The following is a 25,956-nucleotide window of genomic DNA, read 5'->3' on the forward strand; positions in this document are numbered from 1 at the left end:
AGCTACCCTAAAACAAACAACAAACATATGGTTAACAAGCAAAAATTAGAGGACATGACCCCAGAAGAATTAGGAAAATTATTTCCAATTCAAATTGTTCCATATGACAATAATTGGGTTAACATTTTCAATTCAGAAAGTAGATTAATTAAAGATTCCCTTGGCGACAATATTGCCTTAAAAATTGAACATTTTGGAAGCACTGCAATTGACGGACTTTCTGCAAAACCAACAATTGACATTTTAATTGAAATACCACTTCTAACTGACAATTTAAAAGAAACTATAACCAAAAAAATGTCAGAATTAGGCTACCACTTTATTTGGCGGACAGATGAAAAAATTCCTTATATGCATTTTGTGAAGGGTTACACGAAAGAAGGTTTTAATAAAAATGTATTTCACATACATATGGGCGACAAGACACACCCATTATGGGACAGAATATATTTTCGGAACTATCTACGCCAGAACAAAAAAGCTGCAAAAGAATATGAATCTTTAAAAATTTCATTAGCAGAGAAATTCAAGTATGACAGAGAAGCATATACCAATGCAAAGAGTGAATTTGTAAAAAGAATAACCGAAATAGCGAAAAATGAAAACGACAGTTGCTAGCATGGGTTTGGCAAAAGTGGGGCTTTCGTTTTAGGCTGAGCATTTGTACTTTCTATTAGCTTTTGTACTAAATTTGTACTTTGTGGTTTCTATTCCACAACGAACGCAAAGCCATAAAATGTTAGCTAATTTAAATCACAATACTATGTACATTTTTTCTACTTTACTCTTTTTTGTTTTTCTTAATTCTGAGATTATTTCTTCTGCGCCTGAAGAAGGAAGTTTGCAAATGGTAAAAATAGAAACTTGCAACAATAAAATTTATAAAGGTTATATCATCATTTATGAAGAACTTTTCGAAAGCACTCAGAACGAAAAAGACTGTAAAAAAAGCTTTTCATTTAAGGATAGTTTAGAAAATTATTTACGTTATGCAAGAAAATTAGAATTATACACTGATTTGCTTAGTTCACCTGCTGTCTATAGAGGGCTAATACTTTCACTCAAAAATCCAATAGAAATAAAATTAGATGATATTAATTTTATTAAAAGAATAGATGGTAAATACAATGGATTTAGTAATGGGTGGGGTGAATTAAATGTAATAACAACCAAAGAATTAAATTTATTAAAGCTGCAACCCTATTCCGAATATTACTATGATGGAGCTGGCACGTATCCAATTTTTATTAGCTATTCAACTCGTTATAAAAAAATTAAATTAATTTCATTCTATAACAAATATCAAAAACTTAATGACCTAGAGCAAATTAGATATAAAAAAAGATTATTATCAGATAGCATTGTCATATTGCATTATACGGGAGATTAAGAACTAGCTTAAAAGAGTACATTCGATAATGCCCTCTGTAATTTAAATTTTCACTTCTGACTTAAAATGAATAAACAAATTCTTACCTTTGGATTAGAGACTAATAGCATTTCACCAAAAGTTATCAAGCGTTGTAGACATTTAATTAATAATTAGTATGCAATTAAAAATATCAATTTTACTAACAGCATTATTAAGTCAGGTATCTTTTGGACAAAATAAAGATTTAATTATTGTAAGAAATTTTGCGGAACAATATAACCCAAGTTTTGAATCAAACATGGGCGTTCCAGCATTAGGTAATATTAAAAATGAAGTTATAAATGCTATAAAAGAATTAAGAGGTGCTTCAAAAGTAGAGCTTGAAAAATACTTAACCTTGATTTTTATAAAATTGTACAGAGCTCATTTAGAATGTTGTCATCAATCTTTTGAACTAAGACTTTCAGATAAAACTTACATAGATCAAAATCAGGATCCATTGCTTTATGAATTTAACTTACTCATAAAAATGTTCAAGCAAAATGAAATGATACCCTTTATTTCTTCAAGAATAAGTTATGATTATGTAATGTCTCATTCATACTTGCTTGAATATAATAAGATTAAATCAGAAATCAAAATAATTGATCGTTTATTGGACAAAATAAACAAAGGAATATACTGGAAAGATTGAATAAATGCCCGGCGAAATGGCATAAACACTTCACAGTAAAATATCGAAAGTTATTCTCTTATATTTTTTTCCAATAATAAATAATTAATTTATTAAATTTGATTGTTTATGCACTTGCTTGTGCAGTGTCTGTGCTCAACCGTTAGTTTGAATAACAATGAAAGAAATATTAATTCCTTTATCAATTATACCTGATGAACAAGAGTTTTATCGTGGAGCTATTTTCAGGATATACAAAGTAGATATACCTAATGTTAAAAAAGAGGATGAAGATTTTTATGACTACATGCTTATAGATTTAAATGATTCTAAAAAAATGCTATTAGCAAACGTAAGTTCTAAAGCAGGAAAGGGAAAAGCTGGGCTATCCTTAGGATATGTTGAAAAGCTTATTGATGTCAATAGGTCTGTGGTTACAGGGAAAGAAATGAAAAGATATTTAAATGAACCACTTGTATATTGGGTAGAAGAATAATCTACAGCTAAAATTAAACTGTAAATAAAAAAGCCACTTCAAACAAAAGTCCTGAGAATCAAAACCTTTAAAAAAAATTAACAAAATAGATTTCATCCTATTTTAAGATTATTTCGATGCAACTGGACAAGTTTGAAAATGACAAGTATATTAGAATTTCTGTACCTAAAGCTGCTTCATTTAATCTCAAATTGTAAAAGCAAAACATGCTTGAAAATTGCCCGAAAACAATCTTTTTATCCCCTAATGGCTTAAAAAATAATTACCAACAGTATTTTTACATTTAAATATTGAAAATTTAACTACTTAAGTATTATTTTTAGGCTTCGCATTGAATATTGCCTTAAAATACGGTCTATTGGAAATAAAAATGCAAGCCTTACCTTATATTCTAGCTTCATGTACCAGTTTTTTTTGCTTTGCGAGGAGGACAAACTGTTCAACTTTCTCTTATTCTGGTAGAGAGCTAAATTGAGATTATAAAAAAATAATGATACAAAAGAAAAAGATTATACCAATATTGTTATTAATGATTATTATTACAACATGTGAAAAATCTGCTGTTGATGAACGCGATAAAGTCATAGGCAAATATTCAGGAATTCTAGTTAATAATTATTGGGTTGATACTACTCTTGGATTTGCACACGATACTTATCCAGTGATTCTTGTTTTATCGAAATCAAACTTAGACTCAGTTGTAAACTTAAACTTCAATGAAATAAATGTATCAAATACACATTTATTTAATTATTCTGGAGGTATTTTCAAATCGTTGCAGACTTATCATCCACCTCAATTAGTCTTAAAGCAAGATAGTTTGTATTTTTTTTATAAAGAAGGATTAGGGCCATATTGGAAAGAGTGTTTCACAAAGAAGATTTAGGTATAAAATGCTTATACCTAGATTAATACTAAATTTGAATTCATATTCCTGTCATATGCTACGGAATGGTCGCTTTAAAAATTCAATTTAACTCATCTAGCTAGTATCTCACACACGATTTAAAAAGAAAATGAGGATTAATAAGGCTATTTCGAAAATCAATAACTAAATTTGATCTAAAAGCGTGTAGTCATTATGGCGGCCTTGGATTTACAACTATATGATTTTCAGGCTAGCCGAGTAATGTTAATCAGAATTTTACCTTGACACTCAATAACTAATGAAAGAAATACTTAAAGATAGAAGTTTTAAACTCTCAATAATTTTGACAATAATTTTCTTTGGGACAGGAATTGCATTTTTATTTTTTGGATTAGTAGATTATAGTTGGATATTATTTATCTTACTACCAATAGTATTAGGAATTTCTATTGGTGCAATGCCGAATAAGAAATATCTAATTTGGGGTTCAGTAATCACGGCAAGTATTATTTTAGTTGTAATGGTTATTCCTGGGCTTTCAGGACTACTTTGCATTGTTATGACATTGCCAATAGTTGTTCCTTTAATATTCATAGGTTATATCATTTCTCATTTGATGAAAAGATATAAAGTAATTAAATCGACAGACAAATTTTCAGTTTTATTACTACCACTTTTACCATTTATAATTTTTGCACCAACAGAACATTTTTTAAAGAAAGACAAAATTCAAATAGTTGAAGTTAGAACTGAACAAATTTATAGCTACACAACAGAACAAGTTTTTGATGCGATAAAATCAGTTGACACATTAGTTGCAGAAAAACCATATTTAATGCAGTTTGACTTGCCAATACCGATAAAATGTATTTTAGATAAAGAAGAAATTGGAGGAATAAGAACTTGTTATTTTAGAAGTGGCCGATTAAGTAATAACGACTTCGGAGCAGGCACAATTGTAGAAAAAGTTACAGCAATTGAAAGAGGAAAGGTTTTGAAAATGGACGTTATAAATTATAATTTAATTGGTCGAAAATGGATAGGTTTTAAGGAAGCCATTTATTACTTTGACAAAGTTGAAAACAACAAATGTAAATTGACGAGAATTACAACTTATACTTCTGAATTAACACCAAGAATTTATTGGGAGCCATTGGAAAAATTAGGTATTCGACAAGAACATGAATATGTATTTTCATATTTATCAAACGACTTGAAGAAAAAATACGGCAGGTAACATTAGGCCGTATTTACTAAAGTTGCTCCAAGCAAAAGAATTGATATTCAAGAACTTTGATAAAGGATATACAAAATAGGTGTCCTGATATATCAATTCTTAATTTGAGGCATCAAGACAAGTCTGGATGTGCCAAGAACATTAAAAATATAAATCAAATGTTGCTTCATTTCATACTGCACAAAAAAATATATGTCAAAATATAATCAAGAAACATCCCTTCCATAACTAAATAGTATAAAAAGCAAATATTAACATCAATATTTCAAATAAATACTATAAAAAATTTATTATATTTACGTTATGAAAACATTGACAGTAAACATACCGGACCATTTAGACATTGATAATCGTGAACTTGTGATGCTTTTGGCTTCAAGATTATACGAACAAGGTAAACTTTCTTTAGGACAAGCTGCCGAACTGGCTGGTTTAACTAAAAGAGCATTTGCTGAATTACTCAACAATTACAATGTCTCAATATTTAACTTTCCAGCCTCGGATTTATCAAGTGATGTAGCAAATGCATAAAATCATTATTTCTGATACAAGTTGCTTTATTATTTTATCCAAAATTGGTGAACTTGACATATTGAACCAACTCTATGACCAAATTATAACGACCTTGGATATTGCTGAAGAATTTGGAGAAACACTACCAAATTGGATTACTATTGAAAAGGTTTCTGATAAATACAGTCAAAGAATTTTAGAAATGCAAATAGATAAAGGAGAAGCCAGTGCAATTGCATTAGCTTTAGAAGTCCCAAACTGTACTTTAATTCTTGATGATTTCAAAGCAAGAAAAATTGCTCAAAATCTTGGATTAAATTTTACAGGAACTATTGGAATTATTATTAAAGCAAAACTAAACGGAAAAATACCTTCAATAAAACCTTATTTAAAAAAAATCAAAGAAACTAATTTTCGATTATCTGCCGAAATAGAATTACAAGCTTTAAAAGAAGCTGGAGAATATTAAGTAAGCTGCTATGATCAAGCCATTTATACAAAAACCAGCACAAAGCAAAATCCACGAAGATCAAGAACTTTGATTAAAGATTAACGAAATAAGCTTCCTGAACTATTCATAATTTTGTTAATGCATCAGGTAAACTTAGGTTATATAGCCTGCTCGAGGCTATAATTGTCATTAACTTGCCAAGGGCCCAATGGATGGATTTTTGAAACCCCTACATCGTTTATATAAGGTGTACATTTTTACACCCAACTGAACTAATATTCCAATAGTATGTTGATTTAGCGAGTATGTCATATCTTTGCAATCTATGAAAAAGTCATTAATTTTAGGTTTGGGCTTAATCGTCGTAGCTATCGTATTATTGGTATCCGCATCTAAGGACATTACCAGTTATACCAGCTTTAAGGAAGCCAAAAGTTCCGGTAGAATGGTCAAAATTGTAGGTCAGCTGGACAAGTCTAAGCCTATGATTTATGATCCCATTAAAGATCCGAACCACTTTAGCTTTTATGTAACGGACAAACAAGGTGAAACCGTTCAGGTTATACTCAATGCTGCTAAACCTCAGGACTTTGAATTGTCAGAACAAATAGTGGTCACCGGAAAAATGAATCAAGACGAATTTATAGCTAAAGATGTCTTATTAAAATGTCCTTCAAAGTATAAGGACGAAGAAATTTACATCAAATCTGAAAGCTAGCCTATGACCGACATACAATATGTTGGTGAACATTTATGGGTACACTATACAGGACATTTTTTAGTATTATTTGCTTTCTTTTCGGCTGCCTTTCTGGGCATTATAGCTTATCAATTCTATAAAAAAAATGAAGGCGACAAAGCACTTTGGTGGTCTTGGCTAAAAATAGGCTTTTTAGCACATACCCTAAGTATTTTAGGTATAATATCATTGCTACTCTTTGCAATGTCTCAACATTATTTTGAATACCAATATGTTTGGGCCCATGTCTCAGAAGAATTACCAACACGTTATATACTTTCCGCTTTCTGGGAAGGCCAGGAAGGATCTTTTCTATTATGGATGTTTTGGAATTGTGTGCTTGGATTTCTTATTTTAAGACGAAAAAATATATACACCGTAAGCATCATAGGTATCCTCAGTATCGTCCAATTGGTGTTAATGAGTATGTTATTAGGGGTATACTTCTTTGGTTCCAAATTAGGCAGCAATCCCTTCTTATTGCTACGACATACTATGGACATCCCGTTATTTAAAAATGCTGAATATACAGCCTTAATTAAGGGAAATGGCCTCAATCCCCTATTACAAAATTATTGGATGATCATACATCCCCCTACCCTTTTTCTGGGGTTTGCATCTACTGTTATTCCATTCTGTTATGTAGTATCTGCATTGTTCTTAAAAAAATATGAAGAATGGCTTAAACCAGCTTTATCCTGGGCCTTAATGTCTGCAGGTATTTTGGGACTTGGGATATTAATGGGCGGAATGTGGGCATACGAAGCTTTAAGTTTTGGAGGATATTGGGCATGGGATCCTGTCGAAAATATGTCCTTAGTCCCTTGGCTTGTTCTAATAGCTGCTTTACACGCGCATCTCATTGCCATTCATACGAAATATTCCATCCGTGCTAGTATCATATTCTATATACTGACTTTTGTGTTGGTCGTTTATTCCTCATTTTTGACCAGGAGCGGTGTTTTGGGTGATAGTTCGGTTCATGCATTTACCCAATTAGGCTTGGAATGGCAATTATTAGGTTTTCTCATTTTGGTTACATGTATTCCTTCCTATTTCTATATCAAACGGCAAAAAGAAATACCGGCCCATAAAACAGAAGAAAAAATAGCTTCCAGAGAATTTTGGATGTTTATAGGAAGCTTGATTTTACTCTTTAGTGCCGGCTTAATGACATTTACTACATCGATTCCGGTGTTCAATAAACTAATTGATGTAGCAGGGCAAATCATGAATACTTCTTATGCTTCTTATCACAGAAGCGCCCCTGTCGATGTCATGGCGCATCACAACAGATTTCAGGTGTGGATCGGCGTATTCATTGGCATCATTTCAGCTATCGCCTTTATGTTGCGCTATTTAGGCACCCAGTTGAATGGACTTCAACAAAGATTTTGGAAAAAATTGATTGCGGTAATCAGCATAAGTGGTTTATTAACTTTGGCAACTTTTTCACTTTTTTCAAACCACTCGATTCCTATTATTAGTTTGCTTTTTACAGGATGGTTTGCCATAGTATCTAATTTATATATCCTAACTACCATTATTAAAAACAATCCTAAATCGGCGACTGCTATCATTTCTCATATAGGTTTTGGCATACTCCTGTTTGGAATTTTATTTACTGGACTGAATAGAAAAAACATCGCTCCAGAGCGCTTTTTTCAGGAAGACATTATCATGGGCCTAGATGCAGAAAATGCTGACAAACATTTTCTATTATTAAAAGATCAACCCAAATTCGCGAAAGGTTATTGGATTCATTATAGACATGATACCATGATCTCAAAAATCAGATCTTATACTGTGGATTTTGTTAAAGTGGATTCGGCAGGTTTACAATTGGATTCTTTTAGAATATATCCCCAAGTCCAATACGATAATAAATTATTAAAAGTAGCCGCATCTAATCCAGCCATTAAACATTATTTGAGCAAGGATATATTTACACTTGTTGCACAAATTCCTGCTGTACAAATGGATGCCAATGAAGCTAAAAAAGCAGAGGATAGTCTTCAATTTGAATCTCAGCTAATAACTTTAAATGATACTGTTTTTGGTCGAAAGCATTATTTTATTTTAAAAGAATTGAACGACCAATTCAAACCAACAGATGTACAATCAGAGCCTGAAGATCAAAGCTTACAAGCAATTATTGAAGTCCGAAATCTGGATGATTCTATGGTTTATATAGCTAAACCCGGCATTATATTCCGATCAAATTTAGTCTATAAGTTTCCTTTTAATGTAGAAAAATTAGGAGTCCGGGTTCAAATTCCGGATTCACTGTATGAATCTTTAGTGCCAGATCTTAATTCATTATCGTTTCAATCCTTTGAATTAAAAGAAGGTCAATCATATCGAATAAATGATGACATAAATATCACCTTAACAGGCTTCGATAAAAATCCAAGCTCTCCTCTTTATAGTCCAAAACCAGATGACATATCAATAGCCGCTAAGTTAACCGTTCAATCGAAAGAAAAATCATTGTTGCTCAAACCTATTTATATCATTCGAGATACCAAATCTTTTTCAATTCCTGATCGAAGTATTTGGCCTGGCTTGACCATTCAGTTTAATCATATCAATCCAGATAACGGCGTAATGACTTTCCAATATGCGCTTCATCAACCTCAAACAAAGATCCCAATTGAATTTTCGGAAAATGTAGCCCGCACAGATTACATCGTAATGGAAGCCATAGAATTTCCGGGAATTAATTTAGTATGGCTGGGATCATTAATGATGGTCATCGGGCTAATGGTAAGCGCCCTATTTAGAAAAACCAAACACTAATCTTTATGTTTCGCTCAGCTGTAATACTTGGCTCTGGAAGATTAGCACATGCCATTACAAAAAGATTACTGGAATTAAGTATCGATGTATTGCAAGTCTATTCAAGGAATTTAGATCATGCCCATTCACTTGCGGACAAACTCAATATTTCTTGTACAGATCAGTTAAGTAAACTGAATACCCAATCTGATATATACTTTGTTTGTACTAAAGATGATAGTATAGCAACACTAGCCTCACAGTTGATCTCTTTTTTATCTCCGGATAAATATATAGTTCATGGTTCAGGAATGTTAAGCTTCGATGTTATTCCTGAATATTTTAGTCATCGTGGGGTTATATGGCCATTGCAGAGTTTTTCAAATCAAGATTTCATCGATTGGAATCTTATTCCTTTATTCATTGAATCCAATTCCCAATTTATAGATACCCTGGAAAAATGTGCACGCCAAATAAGTCCTAATGTCTTCCGGGTTACTCCTGAAATCAAAAAATCTATACACCTGGCTGCAGTTTTTGCAAGTAATTTTTCTAACTTCAATACTTATATTGCTCAAATCATTTTAGAGCAATCGCATTTACCATTGAACATTTTAAAACCCTTACTAACTGAAACCCTTAGAAAATCGCTTGAAGAAGGTCCTGCAAAAAGCCAGACAGGACCTGCGGTTCGCAAGGACGCCCACGTGATTTCAGAACATTTAAAATTACTGGAAACACTTGCACCTGAATTTAAATCGATATATCAATCATATACAGAGACTATTATTAAAACTTTCCATTCATGAGATTATTAGGCACCGTTCCACATCAAAATGCATTGATTAGTGTATTTAAATCCAACAATAAAATCTCAATTAAAATTGAGGTTGGACCTTTTGAACAACACTATAAATTTTTAGAAACAGAACAATTATACGATTTTGAAAGCGTAAAACGTTTTATTGATGAGGAATTTATAAGTCATTCATATGCTGTTTTTGATCAAATGAATGTAAAATATCAAAGCATCTGTGAACAATTGTAATACATTTTTAAATACCTTTTTTAACTAAAATCATATGAAATTAAATTTTTGGGCTTTCCTTTATCTCAGTTTAATGATTATAACCATTCAATCATGTGTTCTGGATAACAATACGCTAACACCCACAAGTCAATTTACAATCACCTTTGAAAAAGGCCCTTTAGCAGGTCAAAACATAGAATTGATAAGCAACAACTCAAGCTACGATTTGCAATTCTATACACAAAAATTGAGTACTAAAATTTCAGCACAACCTCTGGAAGAAAAATCTCAAAACTCCCTTGCTCAAAGTAGTTCAATTAATTGGGCATGGCTTGGTGATGAAGTGGAAGGAAATTTCAAAGCTAGTTTTTTTTCAGACCCTAATGTTAATAACAGTGGTGATATTGAGTTGGCTTATAAAAACAACGACTATATAACTTGTTCCATTCCTAAAAATGCTGCGATTACCATCAACTCATATGGAAATGTTGGTGAAACAGTAGATGGTGAATTAAATTTCATTGGGGTGATTGATTATAATTATAATATGTTAAACAAACGTGAACCAACTATGGTAACTGTGAAATTTTCAATTGTACGAGGACCGGACAGCAATTAAGAGATTACGGTGTTTTTACAAATTGATAAGCCCCGTGTTCTGATCCCCATACCTGCTTACCATTGGCATCATATCCACGATCTAAGGACTGGATGGTATCCTTACTTATTCGCACTTCAGAAGTAGCATATGAGGCACCACGCAAATTGCTTTCACAGCCAGACTCTTTAGTACTTCCAACAAACAAATCATCCTTGATTTTATTTAAATAAACAGTACATCCTTCCTTTAAGATAATATCTTCAAAAGTAATGGTTTTAAAATATAGATGAATCGCACATCCATTCACAGCCAATTCAGGTGAAGGAATATTATAGACTTTACTTACAAATTGTTTTTTACTGATTTGCTCCAACTTATAAATTCTTTGTCGATATGGTTTATTTAAAGTTTTGGCCGTCGCTTGTTCTACATAAAGCCAATACTGATTGGGATCTTGAGTCCAAATACGGCACATCTTAAGTTGGATATTATAAAATTGACTATCTCTCGCAGATTGAGCTTTGGTATTAAAAGTTCCAACCATCAATTGTGCTAAACGATCTAAGTCAGAATATCCTGTTGATTGTTTTGAAATAGAACAAGAAATCATCGATACCGTAAGAATAAAGCTTCCCAAAATTAAACTTGACTTCATAATTAATCGTTGTATATTGAGCAACAAAGATATCATTATATGCCTATCAAAATTATAGCATCTCCAAATATAAAATTAATTGAAGAAGAAAGTATAAGTGAACAGAATATTCAATCTGTTGATTTAATGGAACGCGCAGGTACTGCTTTCGCAGATTGGTTTACTCAACATTTTAAAGACATCAAGGTGCCGGTTCAGATATTTTGTGGCACAGGAAATAATGGAGGCGATGGGTTGGTTATTGCACGATTGCTCGCTCAAAAATTTTATACAGTACAAATAATTATATGCCATTTATCTGGATTGGAATCAGAAAATTTCAAAGTAAATAAAAAAAATCTGCCATCCAAGCAGGGCATACAAGTCTTTGAATTATTCGAAAATGATCCTTTAGATCAAATCCCATTTCTTAATGAAGGAATTGTTATAGATGCACTATTAGGAACAGGTACAAATAGAAAATTGATCCCTTATTGGCAAAATATTTTTGATATCATCAATACAAAAAATACAATAAAAATTGCCGTTGATATACCTTCAGGAATGCCTAGTGAAGCTATGTATGAAGGAACGCCAATATGTTGTGATTACACGATTAGTTTTCAATGTCCAAAATTATCTTTTTTTATTCCTGAATCAGCAAAATATGTTGGTGATTTGACATTAATTCCAATTGGGCTCTCAATGGATGCTATAGAAAAAACGCCCAGTACTTATTTTTTAACTACTGAAAAAGACATTCAACCATTAATAAAAAAGCGAAACAGATTTTCCAACAAAAATAATTTCGGACACGCATTAATTATTGCTGGCTCTACGACTATGCCCGGAGCTGCAAGTCTAGCGGGTAGATCTTGTATGAAATCCGGCGTTGGCCTTTGTACCATTGCGACAATCCAGGATTGCTGTAATATTATTTTATCTCGGACACCAGAGTTGATGTGCATGAATCTTCTCGAAATAAAACAAATGTCCTGGAATAGAATAAATAGTATTGCTATTGGTCCTGGAATTGGTCATGCAGATTATATACATGAAATATTTGACATCATTCTTCATCAAGACAAACCAATGGTCATAGATGCTGATGGTTTGAATTTTATTTCGAAAGAAAAATCATTATTAAATCAGCTCAAATCAAACACCATATTAACTCCACATATTGGTGAATTTGACCGCCTTTTTGGGCCATCAGACAATGGTTTTGAGCGTCTTGAAAAAGCAAGATTAGCAGCGCAAAAATATCATGTAATCATTATTCTAAAAGGAGCCAATACTGCAGTGGTCAACGAAGATGGATGTGTGTACTTTAATCAAACAGGAAACTCAGGAATGGCTACTGCAGGTAGTGGTGATGTTTTAACAGGCATTATTGCAGGACTGCTTGCTCAATCTTATCAACCATTGGACGCTGCACTCACTGCAGTGTGGATTCATGGTTTGTCCGGTGATCACGCATTGCAGCAACAGTCTGTTGAAAGTCTAATAGCCAGTGACATTATAGAGCATTTAGGGCTATCGTTTAATACACTTAGAACAAATTAAAATAGACAAAAGTCCCTGAAACTATCCATTTAATGCCTCTCTCGCCTGATCAACTTCTTTTGCTGCATTACCTATAAATATCTTTTTACCTACGACTATAACTGGTCGTTTTAGAAAAGTATATTCACTTAAAATAAATTTCTTATAATCCGCTTCTGTTAAATTTTTATCCTTTAATCCTAAAGTACGATACTTGATAGCTTTTCTTGAAAATAGTGCTTCATATGAACCCGCCATTTTAGCCATTTGATCCAGCTCCTTTTCAGAAATAGTCGACTGTTTGATATCTTGTATTTCACATGAACTGGTATCCAGACTAGACATTATTTTTTGACAAGTACTGCATTGAGACAAATGGTATATTTTATTTTTTTTCATAGTTATAAATAATCTTCAAAATTTAATCCAGATTATTGTTTAATGATTTTAAATGAACTCACTCGATCTTTTTCTTGTAGCGTAATTAAATAGAAACCTGGTTCAATTACAGATGGTACAATCCTCAATATAGATCCTTGTTGTTCCAATCGTTGTAGCAAAATATTTTTCCCTTGAAGATCTGATAATTCAATTTTCATTGAATTCATATCCAAGTCTTTTTCACAAATAAATTCTATATAATTTTTGATAGGATTGACTTGGAGTCTTATTCTTTGGTGCTTTGATAATTCCTGATTACCGGAAAGTCCACAATTAATTCCGGAAATGTCAAATAACTTCTGCAAGGAATCTATGGGCTCTATCCCAGCTCCATCAGCAGTCTTGACACCTAAAGAGATATAGGGTTTATTGATAACATCAGATGGTTTTGTAACTTTCAAAAAAGCAAATAATGATGAAGTGCCATTGGCCGCGCACCTTGAATCTGCGCCAACAATATTGGCCCCTTGCATGGCGTACATCAACCGGCAAGCTAAACTACCTCCGGATCTCACAAATCTGGCTTCCATTGAATCCAATACTTCAGGACCCAGTAAAATATTACCTTGAATACTATAGTTTGAACCAACACGATGCCCTTTATAATCAAGACAATCATTTCCAGTATATGCTGCAGCTTGTGGACTTCCACCCACAAAAGTCACAATCCCATATTGTCTGATTTCAGGATTTACTTCCGCATCATTTTGAATCAACCAATCTCGCACTACGTGTGCTGAATCTTTTCTGTTAATTCTAGTTTTAGCATTTCTCTGATTTAAACTCAAATAAGCTGCTTGCGTATTGGCTCCACCAATTCCAGGAATTAAATCAGACAAAAAACTTGTTGCATAACCTATAGGAATTAAATCTACACATGAAGCCCCAGCACTTCCTATTTCACCTGTAGCAGAATCAATAGCTATCATGGAGAATGTATCCTGTCCGATTACTTTTATTGACAGAAAAATAAAACAGAAAAAATTACAGAAAAAATACTTCATCATTAAATTTTATTTAATAAGCTATTACAATTCCCAAAGATAGAAAGAATACTAATTTTAATACGCTAAAATGATTATCCCATTCGCTTCCTATAATTCAAAATCGCCAGACTATTTAACACTATGGCTATAATGATCATGGCTCGCATATCTTTCCACAAATCTCCTAATGTGCTCCCTTTAATGATTATCGCTCTTAAAACCCTTATAAAATAACTCACCGGATTTCCATCTGCCAAAATCTGCGCCCAATGCGGCATAGATTCTAAAGGTGTATATAGACCACCCATCATAACAAAAAACATCATGATGAAAAATGAAAATAATGTAGCTTGCAATTGGTTATCCACCAAAGTACTTAGTAAAAGTCCAACACCCAAAGCAGCAAATAAATAGACCGCTGAAAATAAATATATAGTCCATAAGGACCCTATAGGAACAATATGATAAACCAAAAATCCTGCAACTAATCCCAAGGTAATGGTCAACAACCCTAAAATCCAAAATGGAATTAATTTTCCAAGTATGAATTGATACTTTTTCATGGGTGTTACATTCAATTGCTCCATGGTACCAATTTCCTTTTCATGCACAATGTTTAGTGAACACATCAATGCTCCAACCATTGTTACCAATAATGCGAGTATACCAGGCACCATAAATAAGGGATAACGCACAAATGGGTTATACCAAAGTGAACTGTAAATTTCCACTTGAGGAAAATCAGAACGCCTTGGTAGCTGAACTAAACTTTCTCTAATTTCCCGATTGAAATCATTGATGATCATGGACAAATAAGCTGATCCTAGTCCAGCTTTAGTGCCATTAACACCATCTGCTGAAACCTGCAACGTAGCTTTGTTTTCACTGATCAATTGCTGCTCAAAATGATTTGGAATGGTCAGGATCAAATCTGAAACATTTTGTTCAACATTATTTAATGCATGTTCAAAATCAGGCATCAAGGTTCTCACAATAAAATATTTTGATGCATCGATTTTATGAAGAAGTTGTCGTGAGTAGCTGGAATGATCCTGATCTACTATGGTTATATTTATATTCTTAATTTCATAATCTGCAGCAAGAGGAATGAGTATCAATTGAAAAATAGGCATGACAATGATCATTCTCAATATCGTCGGATTTCTGAAGATCTGCCTAAACTCCTTCTCCAAAATGGTTCGCATAATATAAAATGCAGATAGTCTCATTGCAGTCTCGGTTTAAATTTTTTAATCGCAAGAGTCATAAAAAAGAAGGTCATTCCTGCTAATATCAAGCACTCTTTCCAAATCGAACTTAATCCCAAACCCTTAATCATAATGGCTCTTACTATGGCATAATACCATCTTGTCGGAACTATATTACTTATGATTTGCATGATTTTTGGCATATTTTCTATCGGAAACATAAATCCACTAAAAACCAATGCTGGCATCAACAAACCAATTAAGGAAATAAACATGGCCACTTGTTGTTGTTCAGTTACTGATGAAATAAATAACCCCAGAGATAAAGTAGTGCTAATAAATAATAAACTAGACATCAACAATAAGAAAACACTCCCTTGTATCGGAACATTCAAAACAAATACAGCGATCAATAAAATAATAACGACATTCAAAAATGCCAATAATAAATATGGAATCGCTTTACTAATAACTACACGAATGGGATTAATGGGTGAGGCTAATAATAATTCCATAGAACCTTGTTCTTTTTCGCGAACGATAGACACAGATGTCATCATGGCTCCCAATAACATCAAGATCAAAGTCATTACACCCGGAACAAAATTAAAGGCACTTTTTAACTGAGGGTTATATAGCATTCTGGTTTCAACAGCAATACTGTAAGGCAGCTTTTTATCACCCAATAATTCATTTTGATAATCTCTGAGAATTGCACTTAAATATGATGTTGCAATGCTTGCTGTGTTTGGATCTGATCCATCAGCAATAATTTGAATCTGTCCTTGATTTAAATGACTTAGGTTATTTGCAAAATTAGAATGAATAATAATAGCTAACCTAATTCGACCTTGTCTAAATAATCTATCAATCTGATTAGTGTTGGTCAACCGTTCCGCTACATGAAAATATTTACTTTGCTCAAACCGATCAATCAATTTTATCGTCTCTAGATCATTGGATTGATCGATAACTGCAATATTTGATTCTTTGACTTCATTACTTAATGCAAATCCAAACAGCAACATCATCATGACGGGTTGCGCCATTAGAAAAAATAAACTTCTCCTGTCCCTTAGAACATGCTTAAATTCCTTAAATATAAATACAAAACTTTTTGATCTAAATTTCATTGTTTATTATTCTGCATTTCGTTTTGCTCGACGAGCCAATTGATGAAATACTTCATCCATCGTTGCTGCTTTAAATTGTTCTTTTAAAAGCTTTGGACTGTCCAACGCTTCAATTCTACCATCTACCATTATGGACACACGATGACAATATTCAGCTTCATCCATATAATGGGTCGTAACAAATATGGTCAAACCTTTACTTGAAGCTTCATAAATCATATCCCAAAATTGTCTTCTTGTTATGGGATCGACCCCTCCTGTAGGTTCATCTAAAAAAACAATCTTTGGTTGATGTTGGATGGCTACAGAAAAAGCCAATTTTTGTTTCCAGCCCAATGGCAATGACCCTACTAATTCATTGGTAATGTTTCCCAATCCCAATTGTGCCACTAAATAACTTGATTTTTCCTTTAGTTCTACTCGCGGTATCCCATATAATCCACCAAAAAACATTATGTTTTCCTGCACAGTTAAATCTTCATATAATGAAAATTTTTGGCTCATATAACCGATATGTTGTTTTACTAATTCTGATTGATGCTTCAAATCGTAACCCGCTACTTTTGCTGAACCTGAACTGGATTCCAACAACCCACATAAAATTCTCATTGCAGTAGTCTTGCCTGCGCCATTGGCTCCAAGAAATCCGAAAATCTCACCTTTAAATACATCAAAACTTATATGATCTACCGCAGTAAATTCACCAAATTTTTTAGTTAGATGTTGAACTTCAATTACTTTTTCTTGCATTATCGAGTCATTAATTGCATGAATGTATCTTCAATATTGGCTTTGATTTTAGTCACGTTCGCATGACCCAATCCTTTTGAATTAAGGAATTGGATTACATCTTCTTGATTTCCTTTCTTCAACCTCAAATGATGACTATCTCCAAATGCAAAACAAGCTTCTGTTAATTCAAATTCACGCAATTCTTTTAGTAATAACAGCATATCATCACCTTGTACAGCGAATAAAGGTCTGTCAAATCGGTCACAAATGGCATCTGGAAGACCAATATCCAATATAGTCCCATTTTGCATCAATGCAATTCGATCACATTGTGCTGCTTCATCCATATAAGGAGTTGAAACAATTATTGTCATTCCCTTTTGCTTTAACCTTTGCAACATACCCCAGAATTCTTTGCGTGATACTGCATCCACTCCAGTAGTTGGTTCATCTAAAACTAAAAATTTAGGTTCATGGATTAATGCACAACAAAGGGCCAATTTCTGCTTCATTCCGCCTGAAAGTTGACCAGCTCTTCTACTTTTAAATGGCTCAAGTTGAATAAAAATATCTTTAATCAAATGATAATTCGTAGTCATATCTGTATTAAAAACAGATGCATAAAAATTTAAATTCTCTTCAACGGTGAGATCCAAATACAAAGAAAATTTTCCTGGCATATAGCCAAATTGTTTTCTTAGTAATTTATAATCTAAAACAACATCCAGTCCATCTATTTGAATGTTACCGGAATCTGCTAACATAAGTGTAGTCATTATTCTAAACAATGTAGTTTTTCCAGCACCATCAGGACCAATAAATCCAAATAATTCACCGCGATCTATTTGCACACTTACATTGTTTAAAGCTTGCAAGTTGCCTTTATTAAAAGTTTTTGAAATGCCTTCAATTGTAATAAAAGCCATAACTTACCAATTTACATCGGCATACATTCCGATTTTTAAAAATCCATCATTTGGTACTTTTATTTTAATGGCATAAACCAAATTAGCTCTTTCATCTGCTGTCATAATGGTTTTTGGTGTAAACTCAGCTTTGTCAGATACCCAAACTAATGCGCCATCATAAGTTTTATTCTGATCATCACCTTGATAAACTGTAACTTTTATTTGTTGCCCAATCTTTAATTGATTTAATTGTTGTTCACTGATGTAAGCCCGAACTACTAAGGTATCTAGATTAGCTATTTTGTACAATGCTTTACCAGGTATTGCGGTTTCAAATTGATGCGCATACACGGATAAAACGACACCATTAATAGGATTAGTTACACTGCATCTTTTTTTCAAATCTTCCACCAAGGCTTTTCGAATTTCCATGGGTTTCATTTCTGATAATACAGCTTGATTTTGTAATTGCACCATCCTTTGTTGTGCAGCAATCTGTTGGTCGAAAACATTAAGTTGTGATTCTGCAACTTGAATTTGTCTTTTCAATATATTAACCTGTCCTTCTATATCATCATATTGCTTAGAAGGTGCGGCTTCTGCTTTTACAAGATTTTGGATTCGTAACTTTTCTCGTTCACTGATCTTTAATTGCTCATTCAATACATTAAGTTGACTTTCTTGAGATTTTTTTTGTTTCATCAAAACATTAACTGCAGGTTGGGACTCCGTTGTCTTAGACGGCAAAGCTAGGAGGGTTGCATCAGCCTGGGCAATTTGCAATTCTTGTTGTGAACAATCAATAAGTCCTACTAAATCCTGAGCCTTCAATGATTTTCCTTCTTCTATTTCCCATTTTAATATTCTTCCAGTGGCTTCGGCTGAAATGATAATTTCTGTAGCTTCAAAAATTCCATTGGATTGAACTTTATTCTTAGTTTTACAAGAAGCAATTAAGATGACTATTAGTAAAACAAATTTTATTTTATACATATATTTATAATTATTGACCAATAATAAGTTTATAAATGGCTAAGGATTGTTGATATTGAATGTCATGAACCGCGCGCAATATTTGTGCCTTTAATAAAGCATTTGATTCTATGGTATAATCATTGGAATTGATGATCCCCTGCTGAAATTGTGTTTCTGCAATTTTAACCAGTTGCGTTCTAATTCGAATCAATTCATTATCTGATTCTATAACTTTCTTCATACGTTCAGCATCATTTTTTTCCTGATCTGCTCTTACCTTGTATGCATTATTAACAGAAGTAGACAAAGCTTTAATTTTGTCTAACTTCAAATCCTTGATGGCTCGTTCCCGTTTAAATGAGCCTAAATACATTCCAGCTAAATTCCAATTGAGTCGCATCCCTACAATAGCATATGGATCAAATTGATTGGATAAAAAATTAAGACCAGGACGACCATAGCCTACCTGTCCAAACAATGCTACTTTAGGAAAATTTTTTGAAATATTTAATTGATAAATATTTTCCTGATTGGCCATATCCAATGAAAGTAATTGCGTTTCTGGTCGATTGATGGTTTTATCATACTGTGGAATGCTTAAAGGATTGATCAGTTTTGCCTCCTCTGCCAGTGTTTTACCGGTGACAGATTCAATAAATACTAAAGCATTCTTTTTTTTGATTTCTGCATCATCTATCTGCTGTTGAATTTCAATGATATTAGCATCCAAAACCAATGCTTGTGATGCAATGGCCACACCCTCTTTTACTAATTTTTCGACCTTATCTTTTTTTAAATTCAAGTCTGCTAAACTATATTTTAATATTTGAACCTGTTCCTGAGCCAACAATCCTCCAAAATAAGCCCTACACAATTGCTCTTTAATCGCATATAAATTGGCTTCCACTTGTTTAGCTTCTAATGCAATAGATTGTTGTACTGTTTTTTTTGATGCTTTAATCATCCCGCCATCATAAATATTTTGCGCAATATCTAGATTCAATTTGTATTGATCCTTGGAGGGAGATTCAATGACCAATCCTGGAAAAGGTAAGTTTGGTATATGGCTTACATCAGATTGCCAAGATGCCTGACCATTCAATGTAGCTTGAGGCCAATTCTGTCTAGAGACTTGTTGTACCTGCCACTTTTCGGATTTATTTATGGCTGATATTTGAGCGGTTAATGGATGATTTTCTGACTGCCAACGGTAACAATCATCAAGACTGATAATCGATTGCGCATTCATTTTATTAATAAAGAAAAACAATGCTAATCCTATATATTTAAAATTTTTCATTACAATTAATTTTTATAATAAATGGCACTAATGACGAAATCAATGATCTGTTCTTCCCGTTGACTCAATAATTGATCAAAATATTTTTTATCCATTTTTAGAACTACACACATCATAGGTCTCGCGATAAATGGAAATACTATCATTGAAGCCATATTCATAATAAGCACTTTGGGTTCTATGGGTCGAATCAACTTCAATGACACGGCTTCATTAACCTGATCTGAAAATCGTGATATTTTCAAATTCTTAATGGGTAACCATTTTACAAATTTGTCTGGATGACGATTCATTTCGTTCAAAATAAATAAAGGCAAAAATGGATTGGCACGAATCAATGCAAGATAATTTATGATAAATTGTTTTAATTTATCTTTAAGCTTTAAATCACTTTCAAGCAAATCAAACATAGCAGGCAAGGCGTTTGACATGATATGCTGCACAATTGTTCCATAAAGTTTTTCCTTACTTCTAAAATAATAATGCAGCATCGCCTTATTAATTCCGGCTGCATCCGCAATATCCTGCATCCTGGCACCATCCATGCCGCGATCAATAAATATCTGACGCGCTGCATTTAAAATTTTCTCCTCCGTACTATGTTGTTTATCTAACTGAACCACCAAATAGAAATTAACTATGTTATTTAACCAAATGGTTAATTTTAAAAAAGGTTCAAAAAGTAATGAAATTTTCTTACTTTACTTTGGCTATTTGAGCTTTTATTAAAATTACAAGATACTCATCAACCAGTATCAATGATTCCTTCAATGTAACTCTACCGTAAAAAAATGATGCAATACTTCAAATTTATTAGAAATTTGTACTTTCAAAGAATATAGACTGTAACTAACTTGACAAATAAAACTTATGACCAATAAAGACATGGCCTCCTTATTCCATGAAATGGCCAATCTAATGGAACTTCATGGTGAAAACGAATTCAAAACCCGTACCTATTCCAATGCTTATCTAAATATTAGAAAACTTGACATTCCTTTAGAGGATAAAAGTCTTCAAGAATTAAAGTCAATGGTTGGAATAGCCAGCTCCATCGCAGATAAAATAATTGAAATCCATTCAAAAAATACTTTTGAAACTCTTGAAACATTCCGAGAAAAAACACCAGCTGGCATAAGAGAAATTCTAAATATTAAAGGCTTAGGGCCAAAAAAAGTAAAGCAGTTGTGGCATGAATTGAATATAGAATCACCGGTGAACTTCAATATGCCTGTCAGGAGAATAGGTTAATCCAGTTAAAAGGATTTGGATTAAAGATTCAGGCTGACATATTGAATAGTTTATTGTATTATCAATCGAATCAACATTTATTCTTATCTCATCAATTAAAACCTACTTATGAAAAAATTTGCAAAAATATCCAAGACCTTAATTCTGGACTTGAATTAACTATAACAGGTGACATTAGAAGAATGAATTCCATTGTAGACAAAATTGAATTTATATCTAATCGCCCTATAAAGATATTGCCTGAAGCGTTTAATGTATCAAAACAAAATGACTTCATTATTGAAGGCGTTTGGGATAATCGTATTCCCGTAGTATTTCATATTCCTAAACCTAATCAATGGGCATCTTTGCTTTTTACTACCACTCATGGTTCAGAATCATTTTTATCTCTAACCACAGAAGCGAAAAATTTAACAAATTCGAATTCCGAAGCCGAGATATTCAAAGCCTTAAATATGTCTTTTATTCCACCTGAGTGCAGAGATTTAAAACATTTTGATGGATTTGATGAAACTTTATTGATCACAAACCAAGATATAAGAGGCGTCATTCATAATCATAGTACCTATAGTGATGGTATATATTCGGTTAAGGACATGGCTTTGGAATGCATTCGCCTGGGTTATAATTATTTAGTAATCTCTGACCACTCAAAATCTGCGGGATATGCTAACGGTTTACCGATGGAACGAGTTGAAATGCAGTGGAGAGAGATTGATACATTAAATAAAGAACTTGCACCTTTTCATATCTATAAATCTATTGAGTCTGATATTTTGGCTGATGGATCTTTGGATTATGATGATGACTTTTTAAAAGGATTTGATTTGATTATTGCTTCTATTCACAGTAATTTAAAAATGGATGAATCCAAAGCAATGATGCGGCTCATTAATGCCATAGAAAATCCTCATACCCGAATTTTGGGTCATCCAACTGGTCGACTGTTATTATCAAGACCTGGTTATCCTATTGATCATCATAAAATCATTGATGCATGTGCAGCCAATCAAGTATGTATAGAACTTAATGCTAATCCTCTTAGATTGGATTTAGATTGGAGCTGGATCCCTTATGCACAAGAAAAAGGAGTGCTGATTTCTATAAATCCCGATGCTCATAATTTACTCGGAATCCAAGATATACAATATGGTGTAAATGCAGCTCGCAAAGGTGGATTAAAAAAAATAAATTGCCTGAATATCAAGACCTTATCAGAATTTAACACATGGATAACTTCAAAATCATGAAATTAAACAAACATTAACATAGCGTTTGCATAAGGATTAAAGTCATTCATTAAAGACGTAATAATTTTACAGTCTTATTTGAATTAAAATTAAACTCTTATAAAAATGAAAAATTTAAAATTATTAAGTTTTGCTCTTTTCGCAGTAATCATTGGATTATCTGCTTGTAAAAATGATAAGACAGCGACTACTACTGATCCAGCTGCTGCTGGTACAGTTGCTAATCCTGCTGACGCTGCAAATCCAAATGGTGCTACAGTTAATGATGCATTAAATGGAACTGCTTCTACTGCTGCTCCTACTGGACCAACAACCACTGTTGAATACGAAACTATGGTTTACGATTACGGAGAAGTTAAAGAAGGCGCTAAAGTTAAATATTCTTACAAATTCAAAAACACAGGAAGTGAGCCATTAGTTATCTCTGATTGTAAAGGTAGCTGTGGATGTACTGTTCCTGATTGGCCTAGAGAGCCTATTGCTCCAGGTGCTTCTGGCGAAATCAAAGTAGAATTTGATTCTAAAGGTAAAGGTACTGATGATGGTTCTAAACAAACTAAAAGAGTAACCGTTACTGCTAACACTAACCCTGCTCAAACTTACTTAACCATTTCCGGTATTGTTAAGAAAGACCCAAATGCTAAACCAGAAACAATTCCGGTTCCTGCTAAATAATAATAATTAGAATTAAATTATAAAATAAAGCCCTTGAGTGATCAAGGGCTTTATTTTTTTGTTCATCTTTGAGAATACATTTCTTTTATGCCTTTTAAATCCTATTTTTCACTTATTAAATTCAGTCATACGATTTTTGCAATGCCCTTTGCTTTAATTGGTTATTTTATTGCGATACATACAAATACGCATCAAAATCTAGATTGGTATACACTGACTTTAATAATAGCATGTATGGTTACTGCCAGAAATGCAGCCATGGCTTTTAATCGATGGGCAGATCGTCGATTTGATGCACGCAATCCCAGAACTGCTGTACGAGAGATCCCTTCTGGACTGATATCTTCTCGTTCTGCATTTATATTTGTACTCATCAATATGGTACTTTTTATGTGTTGCGCTTACTTTATTAATACCCTTTGTTTATTGTTATCACCCGTAGCCTTATTCATAATTCTTGCATATAGTTATACCAAAAGATTTTCTTGGTTGTGCCACTTATTTCTGGGACTTGGATTATCCTTAGCGCCTATCGGTGCTTATATCGCAGTTACCTCATCTTTTGATCTATTACCTATTTTATATGGGGTGGCCGTTATTACTTGGGTTTCTGGATTTGATGTTTTATATGCTCTACAGGATATTGATTTTGATCGCAATGAAAATCTTCACTCGATACCAGTCACATTTGGTATTTCTAAATCACTTTGGATTTCATCTTTTCTTCATGTCATTTGTGCAGTATGTATTATTTCGTGTGCCTATCTCCTCTACGCAGATTACGATTTGAGTTATTGGATGTTGGGCGGTTCCTTATGTTTTATTATTTTATTAATCTACCAACACACCTTAATTGCTCAAGACAATTTGAGCAAAATAAATTTAGCATTTTTTACAACCAATGGTATAGCCAGTATTATTTTAGCTACTTGCACCATTATTGATTTCTATTTTTAAATCAATTTCTGACTTAAATACAAAAAGGATTGAAATCATCAATTTTTGTGAGTTTTATTTCATTAGCAAATGAGATAGATAAAACTTCAATTCTAATTAACAGTAGTCATTAATTAATGCATTTGGAATTATCCGGTACTATTCAAATATTCCAATAATTTCTTCATCGCTCTGCTCCTATGACTCAATTGTTGCTTAATAGAACCATCTAAGCTTCCAAAGGTATCTTCAAATCCTTCAGGTATAAATATCGGATCATAACCAAATCCACCTAAACCTTTTTTCTCATTGGCTATTGTACCATTGATTATGCCTTCAAATAATTCTAATTTTCCATTGTAAAATAGCGCAATCACAGTTTTAAATCTTGCCCTGCGATCTAACTGTCCTTCTAATTGCTGTAGTAAAAGGTACATATTATTATTCGGATCTCGCTCTTCACCTGCATATCTGGCAGTGTGAACTCCTGGAGCTCCTTTTAGTGCAGCAACTTCTAATCCGGTATCCTCAGAAAAACAATTAAGTTTTGTTCTGGAATATACATATTGAGCTTTCAAGATGGCATTCTCTTCAATGGTGTTTCCTGTTTCAGGAATCTCTTCATGAATTCCAATATCCAATAATGACTTTAAATGGATGTGTTCTGGCAATAAGGGAATGATCTCTTTTAATTTATGCTGGTTTGAGGATGCAAATATTAAATCCATCATTTCAGTTGCTTAAGTGCTTTTAATGCATTCCACAATTGCCTTTTTTTGGTTTCATCAGTCTGATAAGTTTGGATTTCATAACAAAACAACCACTTCAATCCTTCAAACTCATATATATGATGCTTCAATTCAAAACCATTCAACATGAACTGATTGGGTTCAATACCAAATGCAATAATCTCCTGAGTAGATTTTAGATTAAGTAGATTAAAATTCAATACCTGATCTTTTTTTAAAATTTCAATACTGGTATTTTGTTGATCCACCAATTGCACTGATGCTAATATTTTATGCAGAAAAAGGTTTTGTTCGGGACTTTGTTCAGCAATAATGACTAATGTAGGCATCGTGCTTACAATATTAACTTTGTTCAAATAATCTTTTGGAATTTGATACTGAATATGGGTACTTTTATAATTTCTCAAGGCTTTTTGATATTTATTAAAATAATAATTTGAGTAAAATTAAAGAATTTTTAGAAAATACGTAATTT

General features: G+C 32.9%; 30 protein-coding genes. 18 read left to right on the forward strand and 12 right to left on the reverse strand.

Annotation, left to right across the window (positions count from 1 at the left end; all coding sequences use genetic code 11):
* Positions 1 to 54: 54 nt before the first annotated feature.
* The 13 genes from IPK88_19190 (at position 55) to IPK88_19250 (ending at position 10,776) form a co-directional block, all read left to right on the forward strand.
* Positions 55 to 618 carry a GrpB family protein gene (locus tag IPK88_19190; protein ID MBK8245561.1) on the forward strand — a complete coding sequence of 188 codons (564 nt, stop codon included), beginning with the start codon at positions 55 to 57 and terminating at the stop codon, positions 616 to 618.
* 145 nt (positions 619 to 763) lie between these two features.
* Positions 764 to 1,390, forward strand: a complete 627-nt coding sequence (locus tag IPK88_19195; GenBank protein MBK8245562.1) for a hypothetical protein — start codon at positions 764 to 766, stop codon at positions 1,388 to 1,390.
* Between the two features lie 157 nt (positions 1,391 to 1,547).
* Positions 1,548 to 2,066, forward strand: a complete 519-nt coding sequence (locus IPK88_19200) for a hypothetical protein (GenBank protein ID MBK8245563.1) — start codon at positions 1,548 to 1,550, stop codon at positions 2,064 to 2,066.
* Between the two features lie 157 nt (positions 2,067 to 2,223).
* Entirely contained in the window at positions 2,224 to 2,541 is a 318-nt protein-coding gene (locus tag IPK88_19205) for a hypothetical protein (GenBank protein ID MBK8245564.1), read from the forward strand.
* Positions 2,542 to 3,070: 529 nt separating this feature from the next.
* The gene (locus tag IPK88_19210) at positions 3,071 to 3,427 is read left to right on the forward strand and encodes a hypothetical protein (protein ID MBK8245565.1); all 357 of its coding nucleotides are present in this window, start codon (positions 3,071 to 3,073) and stop codon (positions 3,425 to 3,427) included.
* A gap of 280 nt (positions 3,428 to 3,707) precedes the next feature.
* Positions 3,708 to 4,646 (forward strand): polyketide cyclase, encoded by a 939-nt coding sequence (locus IPK88_19215; GenBank protein ID MBK8245566.1) that lies wholly within the window; start codon positions 3,708 to 3,710, stop codon positions 4,644 to 4,646.
* Positions 4,647 to 4,949: 303 nt separating this feature from the next.
* Positions 4,950 to 5,177 carry a UPF0175 family protein gene (locus tag IPK88_19220; GenBank protein MBK8245567.1) on the forward strand — a complete coding sequence of 76 codons (228 nt, stop codon included), beginning with the start codon at positions 4,950 to 4,952 and terminating at the stop codon, positions 5,175 to 5,177.
* Positions 5,170 to 5,628 (forward strand): DUF3368 domain-containing protein, encoded by a 459-nt coding sequence (locus tag IPK88_19225; protein ID MBK8245568.1) that lies wholly within the window; start codon positions 5,170 to 5,172, stop codon positions 5,626 to 5,628. The genes IPK88_19220 and IPK88_19225 overlap by 8 nt, the downstream gene beginning before the upstream one ends.
* 307 nt (positions 5,629 to 5,935) lie before the next feature.
* Positions 5,936 to 6,328 carry a cytochrome c maturation protein CcmE gene (locus tag IPK88_19230; GenBank protein MBK8245569.1) on the forward strand — a complete coding sequence of 131 codons (393 nt, stop codon included), beginning with the start codon at positions 5,936 to 5,938 and terminating at the stop codon, positions 6,326 to 6,328.
* A 3-nt stretch (positions 6,329 to 6,331) separates the two neighbouring features.
* Entirely contained in the window at positions 6,332 to 9,148 is a 2,817-nt protein-coding gene (gene ccsA, locus IPK88_19235) for a cytochrome c biogenesis protein CcsA (GenBank protein ID MBK8245570.1), read from the forward strand.
* Between the two features lie 5 nt (positions 9,149 to 9,153).
* Positions 9,154 to 9,936 carry a DUF2520 domain-containing protein gene (locus tag IPK88_19240; GenBank protein MBK8245571.1) on the forward strand — a complete coding sequence of 261 codons (783 nt, stop codon included), beginning with the start codon at positions 9,154 to 9,156 and terminating at the stop codon, positions 9,934 to 9,936.
* Positions 9,933 to 10,175, forward strand: a complete 243-nt coding sequence (locus tag IPK88_19245; protein MBK8245572.1) for a hypothetical protein — start codon at positions 9,933 to 9,935, stop codon at positions 10,173 to 10,175. The genes IPK88_19240 and IPK88_19245 overlap by 4 nt, the downstream gene beginning before the upstream one ends.
* Positions 10,176 to 10,209: 34 nt before the next feature.
* Positions 10,210 to 10,776: a hypothetical protein gene (locus IPK88_19250; protein MBK8245573.1), complete on the forward strand. Its 567-nt coding sequence runs from the start codon at positions 10,210 to 10,212 to the stop codon at positions 10,774 to 10,776.
* Positions 10,777 to 10,780: 4 nt separating this feature from the next.
* Here the strand turns inward: IPK88_19250 and IPK88_19255 are convergent, their stop codons facing one another.
* Complete coding sequence (locus tag IPK88_19255; protein MBK8245574.1) at positions 10,781 to 11,413, reverse strand: chromophore lyase CpcT/CpeT; 633 nt, start codon at positions 11,411 to 11,413, stop codon at positions 10,781 to 10,783.
* Between the two features lie 39 nt (positions 11,414 to 11,452).
* Between IPK88_19255 and IPK88_19260 the strand changes: the two genes are divergently transcribed.
* A complete protein-coding gene (locus tag IPK88_19260; protein ID MBK8245575.1) occupies positions 11,453 to 12,958 on the forward strand; it encodes an NAD(P)H-hydrate dehydratase in 1,506 nt (501 codons plus the stop codon).
* Positions 12,959 to 12,979: 21 nt separating this feature from the next.
* Here IPK88_19260 and IPK88_19265 read toward each other — a convergent pair whose 3' ends face one another.
* The 9 genes from IPK88_19265 to IPK88_19305 form a co-directional block, all read right to left on the reverse strand.
* A complete protein-coding gene (locus IPK88_19265) occupies positions 12,980 to 13,336 on the reverse strand; it encodes a hypothetical protein (protein ID MBK8245576.1) in 357 nt (118 codons plus the stop codon).
* Positions 13,337 to 13,368: 32 nt separating this feature from the next.
* A complete protein-coding gene (locus IPK88_19270) occupies positions 13,369 to 14,385 on the reverse strand; it encodes a DUF1028 domain-containing protein (protein MBK8245577.1) in 1,017 nt (338 codons plus the stop codon).
* Positions 14,386 to 14,456: 71 nt separating this feature from the next.
* On the reverse strand, positions 14,457 to 15,569 hold the full coding sequence (locus IPK88_19275) for an ABC transporter permease (GenBank protein ID MBK8245578.1): 1,113 nt from the start codon (positions 15,567 to 15,569) through the stop codon (positions 14,457 to 14,459).
* A 20-nt stretch (positions 15,570 to 15,589) separates the two neighbouring features.
* Positions 15,590 to 16,705: an ABC transporter permease gene (locus IPK88_19280; protein MBK8245579.1), complete on the reverse strand. Its 1,116-nt coding sequence runs from the start codon at positions 16,703 to 16,705 to the stop codon at positions 15,590 to 15,592.
* A 6-nt stretch (positions 16,706 to 16,711) separates the two neighbouring features.
* A complete protein-coding gene (locus IPK88_19285; GenBank protein MBK8245580.1) occupies positions 16,712 to 17,455 on the reverse strand; it encodes an ABC transporter ATP-binding protein in 744 nt (247 codons plus the stop codon).
* The gene (locus tag IPK88_19290; protein ID MBK8245581.1) at positions 17,455 to 18,363 is read right to left on the reverse strand and encodes an ABC transporter ATP-binding protein; all 909 of its coding nucleotides are present in this window, start codon (positions 18,361 to 18,363) and stop codon (positions 17,455 to 17,457) included. Before IPK88_19290 ends, IPK88_19285 begins: the two co-directional genes overlap by 1 nt.
* Before the next feature lie 3 nt (positions 18,364 to 18,366).
* Positions 18,367 to 19,338: an efflux RND transporter periplasmic adaptor subunit gene (locus IPK88_19295; protein MBK8245582.1), complete on the reverse strand. Its 972-nt coding sequence runs from the start codon at positions 19,336 to 19,338 to the stop codon at positions 18,367 to 18,369.
* A gap of 10 nt (positions 19,339 to 19,348) precedes the next feature.
* A complete protein-coding gene (locus tag IPK88_19300; protein MBK8245583.1) occupies positions 19,349 to 20,620 on the reverse strand; it encodes a TolC family protein in 1,272 nt (423 codons plus the stop codon).
* A 5-nt stretch (positions 20,621 to 20,625) separates the two neighbouring features.
* On the reverse strand, positions 20,626 to 21,243 hold the full coding sequence (locus IPK88_19305; protein MBK8245584.1) for a TetR/AcrR family transcriptional regulator: 618 nt from the start codon (positions 21,241 to 21,243) through the stop codon (positions 20,626 to 20,628).
* 247 nt (positions 21,244 to 21,490) lie between these two features.
* Between IPK88_19305 and IPK88_19310 the strand changes: the two genes are divergently transcribed.
* The 4 genes from IPK88_19310 to IPK88_19325 all read left to right on the forward strand — a co-directional run bounded on the left by IPK88_19310 (position 21,491) and on the right by IPK88_19325 (position 24,753).
* Entirely contained in the window at positions 21,491 to 21,871 is a 381-nt protein-coding gene (locus tag IPK88_19310) for a hypothetical protein (protein ID MBK8245585.1), read from the forward strand.
* Positions 21,872 to 21,912: 41 nt separating this feature from the next.
* A complete protein-coding gene (locus IPK88_19315) occupies positions 21,913 to 23,121 on the forward strand; it encodes a DNA polymerase/3'-5' exonuclease PolX (protein MBK8245586.1) in 1,209 nt (402 codons plus the stop codon).
* Positions 23,122 to 23,226: 105 nt separating this feature from the next.
* Positions 23,227 to 23,796, forward strand: coding sequence for a DUF1573 domain-containing protein (locus tag IPK88_19320; protein ID MBK8245587.1), 570 nt, complete (start codon positions 23,227 to 23,229; stop codon positions 23,794 to 23,796).
* Between the two features lie 87 nt (positions 23,797 to 23,883).
* Positions 23,884 to 24,753, forward strand: a complete 870-nt coding sequence (locus tag IPK88_19325; protein MBK8245588.1) for a UbiA family prenyltransferase — start codon at positions 23,884 to 23,886, stop codon at positions 24,751 to 24,753.
* Between the two features lie 128 nt (positions 24,754 to 24,881).
* Here IPK88_19325 and rdgB read toward each other — a convergent pair whose 3' ends face one another.
* A complete protein-coding gene (rdgB, locus tag IPK88_19330) occupies positions 24,882 to 25,463 on the reverse strand; it encodes an RdgB/HAM1 family non-canonical purine NTP pyrophosphatase (GenBank protein ID MBK8245589.1) in 582 nt (193 codons plus the stop codon).
* Entirely contained in the window at positions 25,460 to 25,888 is a 429-nt protein-coding gene (locus IPK88_19335; GenBank protein ID MBK8245590.1) for a hypothetical protein, read from the reverse strand. The genes rdgB and IPK88_19335 overlap by 4 nt, the downstream gene beginning before the upstream one ends.
* Positions 25,889 to 25,956 lie beyond the last annotated feature (68 nt).

Origin of the sequence: Candidatus Defluviibacterium haderslevense, assembly GCA_016712225.1 — a bacterium.
GTDB classification, from domain to species: Bacteria; Bacteroidota; Bacteroidia; order Chitinophagales; family Saprospiraceae; genus Vicinibacter; species Vicinibacter haderslevensis.

What these genes read in the sequence shown, in the direction of transcription:
- IPK88_19295 (MBK8245582.1), bottom strand. Translation starts at nt 19,338, where the DNA reads ATGTATAAAATAAAATTTGTTTTACTAATAGTCATCTTAATTGCTTCT.
- IPK88_19275 (MBK8245578.1), bottom strand. Translation starts at nt 15,569, where the DNA reads ATGCGAACCATTTTGGAGAAGGAGTTTAGGCAGATCTTCAGAAATCCG.
- IPK88_19200 (MBK8245563.1), top strand. Translation starts at nt 1,548, where the DNA reads ATGCAATTAAAAATATCAATTTTACTAACAGCATTATTAAGTCAGGTA.
- IPK88_19265 (MBK8245576.1), bottom strand. Translation starts at nt 13,336, where the DNA reads ATGAAAAAAAATAAAATATACCATTTGTCTCAATGCAGTACTTGTCAA.
- IPK88_19240 (MBK8245571.1), top strand. Translation starts at nt 9,154, where the DNA reads ATGTTTCGCTCAGCTGTAATACTTGGCTCTGGAAGATTAGCACATGCC.
- IPK88_19290 (MBK8245581.1), bottom strand. Translation starts at nt 18,363, where the DNA reads ATGGCTTTTATTACAATTGAAGGCATTTCAAAAACTTTTAATAAAGGC.
- IPK88_19210 (MBK8245565.1), top strand. Translation starts at nt 3,071, where the DNA reads ATGATTATTATTACAACATGTGAAAAATCTGCTGTTGATGAACGCGAT.
- IPK88_19225 (MBK8245568.1), top strand. Translation starts at nt 5,170, where the DNA reads ATGCATAAAATCATTATTTCTGATACAAGTTGCTTTATTATTTTATCC.
- IPK88_19205 (MBK8245564.1), top strand. Translation starts at nt 2,224, where the DNA reads ATGAAAGAAATATTAATTCCTTTATCAATTATACCTGATGAACAAGAG.
- IPK88_19320 (MBK8245587.1), top strand. Translation starts at nt 23,227, where the DNA reads ATGAAAAATTTAAAATTATTAAGTTTTGCTCTTTTCGCAGTAATCATT.
- rdgB (MBK8245589.1), bottom strand. Translation starts at nt 25,463, where the DNA reads ATGATGGATTTAATATTTGCATCCTCAAACCAGCATAAATTAAAAGAG.
- IPK88_19255 (MBK8245574.1), bottom strand. Translation starts at nt 11,413, where the DNA reads ATGAAGTCAAGTTTAATTTTGGGAAGCTTTATTCTTACGGTATCGATG.
- IPK88_19220 (MBK8245567.1), top strand. Translation starts at nt 4,950, where the DNA reads ATGAAAACATTGACAGTAAACATACCGGACCATTTAGACATTGATAAT.
- IPK88_19245 (MBK8245572.1), top strand. Translation starts at nt 9,933, where the DNA reads ATGAGATTATTAGGCACCGTTCCACATCAAAATGCATTGATTAGTGTA.
- IPK88_19285 (MBK8245580.1), bottom strand. Translation starts at nt 17,455, where the DNA reads ATGCAAGAAAAAGTAATTGAAGTTCAACATCTAACTAAAAAATTTGGT.
- IPK88_19230 (MBK8245569.1), top strand. Translation starts at nt 5,936, where the DNA reads ATGAAAAAGTCATTAATTTTAGGTTTGGGCTTAATCGTCGTAGCTATC.
- IPK88_19195 (MBK8245562.1), top strand. Translation starts at nt 764, where the DNA reads ATGTACATTTTTTCTACTTTACTCTTTTTTGTTTTTCTTAATTCTGAG.
- IPK88_19190 (MBK8245561.1), top strand. Translation starts at nt 55, where the DNA reads ATGACCCCAGAAGAATTAGGAAAATTATTTCCAATTCAAATTGTTCCA.
- IPK88_19260 (MBK8245575.1), top strand. Translation starts at nt 11,453, where the DNA reads ATGCCTATCAAAATTATAGCATCTCCAAATATAAAATTAATTGAAGAA.
- IPK88_19250 (MBK8245573.1), top strand. Translation starts at nt 10,210, where the DNA reads ATGAAATTAAATTTTTGGGCTTTCCTTTATCTCAGTTTAATGATTATA.
- IPK88_19215 (MBK8245566.1), top strand. Translation starts at nt 3,708, where the DNA reads ATGAAAGAAATACTTAAAGATAGAAGTTTTAAACTCTCAATAATTTTG.
- IPK88_19270 (MBK8245577.1), bottom strand. Translation starts at nt 14,385, where the DNA reads ATGATGAAGTATTTTTTCTGTAATTTTTTCTGTTTTATTTTTCTGTCA.
- IPK88_19325 (MBK8245588.1), top strand. Translation starts at nt 23,884, where the DNA reads ATGCCTTTTAAATCCTATTTTTCACTTATTAAATTCAGTCATACGATT.
- ccsA (MBK8245570.1), top strand. Translation starts at nt 6,332, where the DNA reads ATGACCGACATACAATATGTTGGTGAACATTTATGGGTACACTATACA.
- IPK88_19300 (MBK8245583.1), bottom strand. Translation starts at nt 20,620, where the DNA reads ATGAAAAATTTTAAATATATAGGATTAGCATTGTTTTTCTTTATTAAT.
- IPK88_19280 (MBK8245579.1), bottom strand. Translation starts at nt 16,705, where the DNA reads ATGAAATTTAGATCAAAAAGTTTTGTATTTATATTTAAGGAATTTAAG.
- IPK88_19310 (MBK8245585.1), top strand. Translation starts at nt 21,491, where the DNA reads ATGACCAATAAAGACATGGCCTCCTTATTCCATGAAATGGCCAATCTA.